The organism is Litchfieldia salsa, from assembly GCF_900104555.1.
Classification (GTDB): domain Bacteria; phylum Bacillota; class Bacilli; order Bacillales; family Bacillaceae_L; genus Litchfieldia; species Litchfieldia salsa.
In genome coordinates this window covers 39169-48757 of sequence record NZ_FNJU01000021.1, presented here as the reverse complement: position 1 = coordinate 48757, position 9589 = coordinate 39169, and the positions used below count along the sequence as shown (strand labels likewise).

Sequence of the window (9589 nt, the reverse complement as noted above, 5' to 3'; positions counted from 1 at the left end):
AATTTAAGAACGAAATGTTATTATAAAGGTAAATATAAATTGAGGTGCAAGGTAATGAACACTATTTTAGAGGACTTTTTAGAGTTAAAAGAAATTTTGAATTCCTTTAATGGTCTTGAAAAAGAATATAATTGGCTGCTAACCGATTTAGACTGGTCTTATCCTGATAACTACCTCGATTACTTTATGGATTATCGTATTTATGACGATAGTAGTCACTGTCGCAATAATTATTTAATAACAGGAGAAAACCTTAACAAACTTGCAAATATGAAAGAAGTTTATTTTATCTGGGGAGTATTTTCTGCAATAGAAAAAAATGAAATTGTTGATTTGGATACTATTCAAGATGAACCATATGCTGATGGCAATCCTAATTTTTGGGTGGAAAACCCAGTGATTCAACATCCATTAGCGGTGGCTGAATTGGTATTGTGGGATTCATCTTTAGTCTTACTCCTAAGTAAAGGTAATGATTTATCGAGTAATTTCAGAAACACTTTTAAAGGTTGGAAAGGCCTAAAGTCTTATAACCAGTCATAAGACTTTATTGAAGTAACGGGAGATTTGATCCAAGAAGGATTAAGGCACCTTTTTGTTGAAATCCTTATTAAGCTAAAGAGGAAGTATAGCTTAATAACAAAGGATTTTACTGACTTAATCTTCATGGCTTAAAATAATAAAAGAATCGAATATAAATTAAGGGGAATTAGAAATGGGAGATTGTTATTTATTGAAGATAGATGAAAATGTGAAGGAAGGAAATTACCTTTCATTTATTGGGGGTAAACCTAGTTTACCTCGTGATATTTGTATTCCTGATTGCCAACTTTGTGGTTCTCAACTCACATTTTTCTTTCAAATTGCAATTCCTACCAATCACCAATGGGAAGGCTTATCAATGGCTATCTTTGCTTGTACTACCTGTGTAAGTGAAGAATATTTAATTCCAGAAATGCCAGACGGGATATTATCTAATATAAAATTACCTAAGGGTTATCTACATAATTATCAACGGAATTTTAAGATTTTAGTTTTTAAAACTAAAGAAGCTGTTACCAAGAAATATACAGAGAAGATCAAGTACAAACCAATTAGCCTTAAGGCTACTAAGAATTTAAATATTAGTTTAGATAAATTGGGGGGAAATCCAAACTGGCTGCTAGATGACGAATCTCCATCAATGTATGATGAAGTTCCTATGTTCTTCCTTCTTCAAATGTTAGAAAATTATCAGTTTGAAATATTACCAAATGCTTTACCACAAATGACTCTAGGACTAAATGGAGACCCTATTCCTTCTGAGGAAAGTTATTATGAGTTATTCCTAGGCAATAAATTATTCTTTTTCGGGACTGAAGATAAATCAAACCCATTGGTGTATATAATCACACAAATTTAGGTGTTTCCGTATCTCTTTCTTAAAGTAAAGGGCAGTTTAGTGAAAGAACGCCTTTAATTATTTTATGATTTATTATAAAATATGAAATGTAAAAAATAATAATTTTCGTTTTATGAACTGGAAAATTGTAGCTAGGGTTCCGCTATTATAGGTCTGTGACCGAGGGCTACATCTTTTACAAAAGTAAAAGGCACCTATTGACATAAAAGGTCCGAGGGGAAAGGTTCAGCGTATTTGTTATGCGTTGAAATCCTTCCCCTCGGACCTTTTTTATTTTGTAAGGAGGTTTATTGTATGGAGAAAATTGATGAATTAAAAGCTGGTGTTGCTGTAGTAATTTTGAATGAGAAGAACCAAGTTTTATTACAGAAAAGAGCAGATGTAGAATTATGGGGGATTCCTTCGGGACATGTAGAAATAGGAGAAACAGTTTCTGAAGCAGCTATTAGGGAAGTAAAAGAGGAAACAAACTTAGATATAAGAATTAAAAAGCTAATAGGTGTTTATTCTGACCCTAATTCACAAGTGTTTGTTTATCCAAATGGTAAAGTAGTACATTTCATAACAACTTGTTTTTTAGCTGAAATTACAGGAGGAGAACTTAGATGTAATTCAGATGAATCACTTGAGATTAAATTTTTTGGACAAGAAACCCTACCTCATGATTTATTGAAAATGCACCCTCGATGGTTAAAAGATGCTCTTGATAAAAAAGAAATGGCATTTATTCGTTAAAGTGAGTTATTCTTATTAAAGTAACGGGGGCGATAGCACAAATAGGGCTGTCGCTTCTTCAGCTATTGAGGCAGGTTAATTTAAAAAGCGACATTCCTTTTGAATGGATGGAGATTAATGAAAAAAGAAGACAGAAAGAAGAAATTAGAATTATTAATTGAAAAACAAAAAGCAAAAATCAAGGAAGATTATGGAGCTTTATTTGATGAATGTATAGTGGCTTTGGGTGATGGTGTGACAATTTTTTCCGACAATAAGAGTGAAGAACTTTATGACCTATTTGAAGAACATGTTCCATTTACTGAGTGGGGAAGATTAGATTGGAAAAAGTTTAGTAACCCTTTGAACATAAACAATATAGTTGAGTTAACAGATTTACTAAGTTCAGAAGAAGAAATTGAAATTTATTGGAGCCATGATAAATTCCCCGTATTGAAAGCTAAATTCGATAATATTCAAAAGGCTTTTGATGATGTTATAGCAGTATCAGCAAATACATTCCTATTCGTGAGGGGTAAATATGTGATTGAGATTAATCGCGAAGGAGAAATAACTCTGGGTTATTTAGGTAATGGCTTCTTTAATTAACGGAGTGCGATTGTCAAGAGGATCAGTCGCTTTTTCACTAACGGTCAGTTTAGTGGAGCAAGGCAGGGTATAAAATAAGTTGGATTGGTCTTTCTTTGGAGGGAATTAAAATGAGCAGAGAAACTTATTTGAAAGCAATCAATTTAATTGAGCAGTATGTTGAAAATGCAGACTTTATGGGTGAGCGTTCAGAAGAATTAATCAAGAAAGCTGAATTGGTTTTAGGACTTGAATTTCCCCCATTATATAGAGATTTCATTAAAAGATATGGTGCTGGTAACTTCGGAGCAGAGGAAATATATGGTGTTATAAATGATGACTTTGAAAATTCTTCTGTACCTGATGCTGTGTGGTTTACTTTAACAGAACGAAGAGATTTTAATTTACCAAGGAACTTACTTGTTATATATGATACGGGTATGGGCGTGTTAAACTGTCTTGATTTTAATCAAATCAAGTCAAATGGAGAACCACCAGTAATCGAATATGTATCTGGTACTAATGAAACAAATATCTTAGTAAACGATTTTGGTGACTTCTTACTATCGCTAATTGAAAGTGAAGTCTAAAATATCCCTTCCCCTAAATATGATTTATGGCGATGCATCAAATGTGAACGCATTTATGTCTTTAAAGAAAATTCAAATGAAGTATATAAAGTTTATAATATAGAGAAATAAATCTTATTGCGTAACTGGGGCGATGCTTCAATAACTAATGAACGCTTTTTTATTGAAGTAACGGAGAAGGTTAGTTTAAGAAGGTGTTTTTATCAGTATTGGAGAATATGTTAAATGCCTTGTTAAATGTAGTAACTGGAGGATATAAATATGAACCAAAGAGAATTTGATTCCGTTATTAAACAGCCACCAAATATAAGATATGAGTATTTTATTAAAAAGGTTGCTGATTATGAAGAAGTCTGGGCTTTATATGACGATGGTTGGGCAACAGCACAGGATGTTGATGGTAATATGTTGATTCCTTTCTTTCCTAAAAAAGAATTTGCAGAATACTGTGCAGTTAATGAGTGGAATAAATTCAAAGCTGAACCGATTGACATATATGAGTTTATTGAAAAATGGCTTGTTGGTATGAAGAAAGATAGAGTTAAACCATCCATTTTCCCAATCAATGAAGATTTAGTAATGGTGGAGATAGATGTGTTATTAAGAGATTTAAGTAATGAGTTAGAGAATTATTAAGGCAGCTTTGTGTTTCAATATCAAAAGAAATCAACTTACAAAGAACAAGATTGTGAAAAAGTGTATTTAAAGTAAAGGGTGCAAGAGTTGAAGATAAAGGCTGTCGTTGTGGCAGCTTTTTCTTATTGAAGTAACGGAGCAGGTTAGCTCAAGAAGATTTGATTAGTTTTATTTATGGGAATGATAGGAAAAGCGTGTATAGATATAGAAATAATTAACAGGTTACAAAATTAAGGAGGATGGTATGAGCAAATTTAGTTTATTTAACAAGTTTATGGTACAAGAAGGCGAAAAAGAAAAAATGGTTGATATTCTGTTAGAAGCGGCAGAATCAATGAAGAGTCTGGATGAATGTGAAGTATATCTTGTGAATATTTCTGATAATGAACCAAATTCTGTTTATGTTTATGAAGTGTGGGCTAATGAAGATGCCCATCAAGCGTCTCTAAGTCTTGAAGCCACCCAAACATTAATAAGTCGTGCGAAACCAATTATTACTGGTATGGAAAGAATCAGCACCTTAATAACAAAAGGCGGGAAGGGCATTTTATCTAATTAAAATTAACACTCCCGTAGATATTAAATTAGAACTGGCTGTCATTGTGGCAGCTTTTTCTTATTCAATGCAAAGATTGTGAACAAATGTACTTAAACAAACGGGTGCCATACTTCAATAAGGATGTATGGCTTTTCTTGGTGAAGTAATGAGCATGAGCAGTATTCTTTAATAAGATAAACGGATTATTTGTAGTACAGTATGTGTGGGAGGCATTATATGTATTTACTTATATCAATTATTTTAAGTGCCATTTTAGGCTTCGTTTTATTGATGATGGGGCCACTTGTAGGTGGTATTGTTGCTTTTGGAATCGTAGTAGGTTGTATATTAAGAGGATTGTATCTACTAAACGATCTGCATAAAAGAATTTCAAATATATCAGCCAAAGAGGATATAGTTCAGAAAGCATATAGAGAGTATTTAGATGAAAAAAATTATTAGTCTATTTAATTAACGGGGGCGTTGATCTAAGAAGGGATTGACGCTATTTTTGTGGAATTTATTCATACTATATTTAAAAATCTTAAATAGGGATGTGTAGTATAAAAACAGGGGGAATACAATGAAAAATATGATTATAGGATTAGTATTTATAACAACATTAGCTACGTTAATAAGTTGTTCAAAGAAAGATGATATTCCTTATGCTTTATCTGGAGAACAATACAAAGTTATATATATTGTTCCAGAGGAAGGAAATGAAGAACAGCTAAAATGGCTGCAAGAGTTTGAAGATGAACATGAAGGCGTAAATTTAATTGCTTTTGATTTAGAATTGACCCAAAAGGAGTATCCATCTTTAGAAGCTACTAAATCACCTTATATTTATATTTTAGGTAAACGTAATATTGTTTTTGAAAGTTCTAATCTTGAGGATGCAAAGAGGTTTTTGATAGATAACACCAATTAAGTTCTTCAACTATCGGGGTGCTTTAGTAAAAAAATATATCTAAAGTTCAATCAATACAAGGATGATGGCTTTTAAACTTAGAGGAAGTAAGGCAGAAGAAGACATTAGAGAACAATTGATTAAATCATATGATGGACTAGTTAATACTGAGGAAAAAGTAGATTGATTAATCACTTTAAGAAAATTGTTTCAAGGTATGACATCGTCATATATTATTGATTGGATTCCAGGCCAGGGTGAAGACTTTTATACAATTTTAATTAACACCGATAGAATAGTTAAGGTCGAGGTAGAACGTGAAAGTAAGAGTGTAGTACAAGTGGATGACCCTATAACTCTGATTGAATATAAAAAAGGTCTTAGTAAGATAAACCAAATTAAATTAGCAGTAGCAATTGATTTAGCACAAAAAGCTAAATAAAGTGTTAATTCCTACTACCACTGTTCCGCTAAAGGGAGCGATGCTTCAATAAAGAGGTACCGCCTATCCTTATTGAAGTAAAGGTCAATTTTATTAATAAAGGATAAGAGGATAAAAAGTTATCTCACTACTCATTTGAGTAGTTTTTTATTGTTAAAATATAAAAAATGAAACCAAAGCAAATCTCGGTCGTCTTAGCATAAAGAGTGAGAACAGAGGTGGTAGTAACTTGAATAAAGCAAATGGGGATGAAATGGTGGATATAGAAATTAAGGATGAATGGTTTGAAAGAATTATGGATGTTTATGGAGAAAGGTTAACTAAGCTTTGCTTTAATTATACAAAGGATTGGAGTATATCAGAAGATATTGTACAAGAAGTATTCATTACTTGTTATAGGGAATATGAAAACATCGATAAAATCACCTTTTTTAAGGCTTGGATCTATAGGATTACAATAAACAAGTGCAAAGATTTATTAAAGAGTTCATTCTTCAAAAGGGTTGTTATGAGTTCTAACCTTATTATCAGTTCAAGGACGTTAGAGTTATCGCCAGAAATGTCCATAATGAAGAGTAGTGAAGAGGAATTCCTATCTACTTGTGTATTAGCACTTCCAATCAAGTATCGAGAGGTAATTACACTATATTATTATGAAGAACTACCGATTGAAGACATTAGTAGGATATTAAAAATAAATAATAATACGGTCAAAACTAGATTGAATAGAGCAAGGGCAAAACTAAAAGTCTTGATGGAAAGGTGGAGGTAACATGGAAAAGGAGCTTAGTAATTTAAGGGGTGCTATGAATTCATCGACTCATAAAGGTAAGCACTTTACTGAGATTCAGAAAAGAAAGATTAGGTCCTCTCTTCAAACAAATGAAATTAGAAAACCAAATGTCTCTATTTATTTAATATCGACTCTGGCAGCATCCTTATTCCTCTTTTTGGTTTATACAGGGTTATTTACTAACCTATCTTCGAATGATGGTGTAAACCAAGGTGCTAAGCAGACAGTTGAAAATGAATGGGGGGTACGGGAGGAATATTCAAAGAATAGTAAGGTACTATTCAACGTTTTTCCAGATCCTTATCTTTCTGCTGGTAAACCTTATGGGTATGTGTTTAGTTTTAAGGAGTCTTTCAATACCTATAAAGGAAAAGAAATTGAAATATACGCAATTCATAAAGAAACCGGTGATCGTATTAATGTATTAACTCCATTAAAAATTTCCGAACCTACCCCAGGGTATTCAAGTTTAGGTAGATTTACAGCTTCACTTACAGTACCTGATAGTGGCATTTGGAAATACGAGGTGTATTTTGATAAGAAATTATACGGGGATGTCGTATTACCTGTTGGACCAGAAAAAAACCAAAGAAAAATAATTTTACCTAAAAATACACCTTCCTATATTTTGATTAAAGACTTTGAGAACGTTGAATGGAACAAGGAGGCAGTGGATTTAGGTAATAATATCATAGGGAATGATAACAAATCAGGTGTTATTGGTGCGGATATGCCTAGTTTAAACATTAACCAAAAGTGGATGTGGCATCTGTGGGGGATTGATAATACCACTGAAAACAAGTTAACGGTCGTTGGATTGCATAAAGAAACGGACACTGTCCATCAAATCCTAACATCAGGCTGGACAATTGAACTTGGTGGAAAGAATAATGGAGCGGATGCACACATACCTTCAAGCGTGAATATTCCTTTAAAAGGTGAATGGGCAATGTTACTTTATGTTAATGGTGAATTATTCGATATATTAGTTTATAACATAACCGATTAAGTAAATATCTAGAGGACGTTAACAATGTTAACGTTCTTCTTAATTAATCAGAACTTTTTCAGAGATATGTTTTTAATATGATAAACGGGGCAGCATTCCTATAATAATGAAAGCTTGTGAAAAATAACACTTTAAAGGGGGCTTTTGTTGAAGAAGCATCTGTTTTTTTAATAATCTTTGCTGCACAGTACAACGATACTGCGTATTAAATACTACATCTTTCGTCATAAACTTTGTGAAGAACTGTACTTAAGCAAGAGGGTGCGTTCATTGAACAAGAAAAACTCTTATTTAGGTAAGGGTCAGATGATTTGCTTTGGCTTGAAGATAGTTATATAATTTACCTTGAATTAAAAATATATTAATTAAAGATAATGGTATATATTTTTATTCCAAACACAAACTAGAATGACAAAATAAGGGTAAAGAAAGGAAGTAAAAAGATGGCAAAAGTATTGTATATTACAGCACACCCACATGATGATACTCAATCTTATAGTATGGCAGTAGGCAAAGCATTTATTGATACCTACAAAGAAACAAACCCTAATGACGAAGTTGTGAATGTTGATCTTTATAAAGAGAATATTCCACAAATAGATGTTGATGTTTTTAGTGGTTGGGGAAAACTCCAATCAGGAAAAGGATTTGAAGAGTTGTCAGCAGATGAAAAGGCAAAAGTAGGTCGTTTATCAGAACTATGTGAACAATTTATTTCAGCTGATAAGTATGTTTTTGTATCACCTTTGTGGAATTTTTCTTTTCCACCAGTCTTAAAGGCTTATATTGATTCAGTTTCTGTTGCAGGAAAAACATTTAAATACACAGAACAAGGTCCAGTAGGACTGTTAACTGATAAAAAAGCTTTACATATACAAGCTCGTGGGGGGATTTATTCAGAAGGACCAGCTGCTCAAATGGAAATGGGCCACCGCTATTTAAATATTATGATGCAATTTTATGGAGTCCCATCGTTTGAAGGTTTATTTGTGGAAGGACAAGCAGCAATGCCTGATAAAGCACAAGAAATTAAGGAAAATGCAATTGCACGAGCTAAGGATTTAGCCCATACATTCTAAATACAAAAGAGCTAACGATGTTGGCTCTTTTTGTATATTCAACAAGGTGCTTATTTTGAAAAAGAACAAATTCAAAAAGAAATTCTTTAGCTGGGCAGTACAACCAGACTGGTTTTAGTTCTTTAGTTTACTTTTTCCAAGTTGAAGACTCCTTAAGACCTTTAGAACCATATGTATCAAATTGATATTTCCATTTTCTTATTGTAACCTCACTAACCTTATACTTTTTAACAATCTCAGATAAGGTAGAAGAAGTACCGTCTTCACACATTTGTATGACTCTAATTTTATTTTTGGAGGAAACGCTCTTTTGGAAATAAAAATACTCCCCATTCGGTAGTCAGATTTTTATTTTTTAATCTTTGACCTTATGGGGAGCATATCATTGATAGATGCCTTTTATATTGTAACTCATTGAATTATACTTCATATTTAGTTATTTTTTTTAAAGTTAGTTAAATAGGAATCCTTTATAGATGGGTTTTCTACAAAAAAATCAAGTAGGCTTGATATACAAAGAGCGGTTTCTTTACTAATGTAGTGCTCAAGCTTTTCTACTTCCTCATATATATTTTGATCTTGAACTCCGATTAGCTGTAAAAACTCTTCTAACATTTGATGTTTTTCCACTAATTTTTTTGCGAGTCTCTTTCCTTTATCTGTAAGGATGAATCCTCTATATCTCTCATAAATCCCTAAATCTACATCGTCTAATTTCTGCATCATTTTAGTCACAGAAGATGGAAGGACACCAAGAGAAGAAGCTATATCTACACTACGAGCATATCCTTTTTCTTCAATGGTTATATAAATTTTTTCTAAATAATCTTCCATACTTGGTGTTGGCAATTTATTTCCGCCTTTCATCCCAATTGTCTAATTCCCCTA

The 9589-nt window shown here is 32.6% G+C and carries 15 protein-coding genes; 13 read left to right on the top strand and 2 right to left on the bottom strand.

What is annotated here, in order from left to right; genetic code table 11:
- The 13 genes from BLQ56_RS22275 to BLQ56_RS22215 form a co-directional block, all read left to right on the top strand.
- Window positions 1–543, top strand: a 543-nt coding sequence (locus BLQ56_RS22275) for a hypothetical protein (protein ID WP_238457350.1), incomplete at its 5' end; no start/stop codon positions are given.
- 172 nt (window positions 544–715) lie between these two features.
- Window positions 716–1402 carry a hypothetical protein gene (locus tag BLQ56_RS22270; RefSeq protein ID WP_090859699.1) on the top strand — a complete coding sequence of 229 codons (687 nt, stop codon included), beginning with the start codon at window positions 716–718 and terminating at the stop codon, window positions 1400–1402.
- Between the two features lie 294 nt (window positions 1403–1696).
- Window positions 1697–2137, top strand: a complete 441-nt coding sequence (locus tag BLQ56_RS22265; protein WP_090859697.1) for an NUDIX domain-containing protein — start codon at window positions 1697–1699, stop codon at window positions 2135–2137.
- 117 nt (window positions 2138–2254) lie between these two features.
- Entirely contained in the window at window positions 2255–2725 is a 471-nt protein-coding gene (locus BLQ56_RS22260; protein ID WP_090859695.1) for a CDI toxin immunity protein, read from the top strand.
- Window positions 2726–2835: 110 nt separating this feature from the next.
- A complete protein-coding gene (locus tag BLQ56_RS22255; RefSeq protein WP_090859693.1) occupies window positions 2836–3294 on the top strand; it encodes an SMI1/KNR4 family protein in 459 nt (152 codons plus the stop codon).
- A 261-nt stretch (window positions 3295–3555) separates the two neighbouring features.
- Window positions 3556–3930, top strand: a complete 375-nt coding sequence (locus tag BLQ56_RS22250) for a DUF2750 domain-containing protein (protein WP_090859691.1) — start codon at window positions 3556–3558, stop codon at window positions 3928–3930.
- A gap of 244 nt (window positions 3931–4174) precedes the next feature.
- Window positions 4175–4489, top strand: a complete 315-nt coding sequence (locus BLQ56_RS22245) for a putative quinol monooxygenase (RefSeq protein ID WP_090859689.1) — start codon at window positions 4175–4177, stop codon at window positions 4487–4489.
- Window positions 4490–4705: 216 nt separating this feature from the next.
- A complete protein-coding gene (locus BLQ56_RS22240) occupies window positions 4706–4930 on the top strand; it encodes a hypothetical protein (protein ID WP_090859687.1) in 225 nt (74 codons plus the stop codon).
- A 121-nt stretch (window positions 4931–5051) separates the two neighbouring features.
- The gene (locus BLQ56_RS22235) at window positions 5052–5399 is read left to right on the top strand and encodes a hypothetical protein (RefSeq protein ID WP_090859685.1); all 348 of its coding nucleotides are present in this window, start codon (window positions 5052–5054) and stop codon (window positions 5397–5399) included.
- Between the two features lie 196 nt (window positions 5400–5595).
- Window positions 5596–5820, top strand: a complete 225-nt coding sequence (locus BLQ56_RS22230; RefSeq protein WP_090859710.1) for a hypothetical protein — start codon at window positions 5596–5598, stop codon at window positions 5818–5820.
- A gap of 229 nt (window positions 5821–6049) precedes the next feature.
- The gene (locus tag BLQ56_RS22225; protein WP_238457349.1) at window positions 6050–6592 is read left to right on the top strand and encodes a sigma-70 family RNA polymerase sigma factor; all 543 of its coding nucleotides are present in this window, start codon (window positions 6050–6052) and stop codon (window positions 6590–6592) included.
- 1 nt (window position 6593) lies between these two features.
- Window positions 6594–7622: a hypothetical protein gene (locus BLQ56_RS22220; RefSeq protein ID WP_090859683.1), complete on the top strand. Its 1029-nt coding sequence runs from the start codon at window positions 6594–6596 to the stop codon at window positions 7620–7622.
- Between the two features lie 443 nt (window positions 7623–8065).
- The gene (locus tag BLQ56_RS22215; RefSeq protein ID WP_090859681.1) at window positions 8066–8701 is read left to right on the top strand and encodes an FMN-dependent NADH-azoreductase; all 636 of its coding nucleotides are present in this window, start codon (window positions 8066–8068) and stop codon (window positions 8699–8701) included.
- Window positions 8702–8828: 127 nt separating this feature from the next.
- Here the strand turns inward: BLQ56_RS22215 and BLQ56_RS24275 are convergent, their stop codons facing one another.
- Both BLQ56_RS24275 and mntR read right to left on the bottom strand, forming a co-directional pair.
- Window positions 8829–8987 carry a helix-turn-helix domain-containing protein gene (locus BLQ56_RS24275; protein WP_386756495.1) on the bottom strand — a complete coding sequence of 53 codons (159 nt, stop codon included), beginning with the start codon at window positions 8985–8987 and terminating at the stop codon, window positions 8829–8831.
- Between the two features lie 146 nt (window positions 8988–9133).
- Entirely contained in the window at window positions 9134–9568 is a 435-nt protein-coding gene (mntR, locus tag BLQ56_RS22210) for a transcriptional regulator MntR (protein WP_238457348.1), read from the bottom strand.
- Window positions 9569–9589: the final 21 nt, after the last annotated feature.

Coding starts and splice junctions, on each gene's coding strand:
- BLQ56_RS22270 (WP_090859699.1), top strand. CDS start 716: ATGGGAGATTGTTATTTATTGAAGATAGATGAAAATGTGAAGGAAGGA.
- BLQ56_RS22265 (WP_090859697.1), top strand. CDS start 1,697: ATGGAGAAAATTGATGAATTAAAAGCTGGTGTTGCTGTAGTAATTTTG.
- BLQ56_RS22260 (WP_090859695.1), top strand. CDS start 2,255: ATGAAAAAAGAAGACAGAAAGAAGAAATTAGAATTATTAATTGAAAAA.
- BLQ56_RS22255 (WP_090859693.1), top strand. CDS start 2,836: ATGAGCAGAGAAACTTATTTGAAAGCAATCAATTTAATTGAGCAGTAT.
- BLQ56_RS22250 (WP_090859691.1), top strand. CDS start 3,556: ATGAACCAAAGAGAATTTGATTCCGTTATTAAACAGCCACCAAATATA.
- BLQ56_RS22245 (WP_090859689.1), top strand. CDS start 4,175: ATGAGCAAATTTAGTTTATTTAACAAGTTTATGGTACAAGAAGGCGAA.
- BLQ56_RS22240 (WP_090859687.1), top strand. CDS start 4,706: ATGTATTTACTTATATCAATTATTTTAAGTGCCATTTTAGGCTTCGTT.
- BLQ56_RS22235 (WP_090859685.1), top strand. CDS start 5,052: ATGAAAAATATGATTATAGGATTAGTATTTATAACAACATTAGCTACG.
- BLQ56_RS22230 (WP_090859710.1), top strand. CDS start 5,596: ATGACATCGTCATATATTATTGATTGGATTCCAGGCCAGGGTGAAGAC.
- BLQ56_RS22220 (WP_090859683.1), top strand. CDS start 6,594: ATGGAAAAGGAGCTTAGTAATTTAAGGGGTGCTATGAATTCATCGACT.
- BLQ56_RS22215 (WP_090859681.1), top strand. CDS start 8,066: ATGGCAAAAGTATTGTATATTACAGCACACCCACATGATGATACTCAA.
- mntR (WP_238457348.1), bottom strand. CDS start 9,568: ATGAAAGGCGGAAATAAATTGCCAACACCAAGTATGGAAGATTATTTA.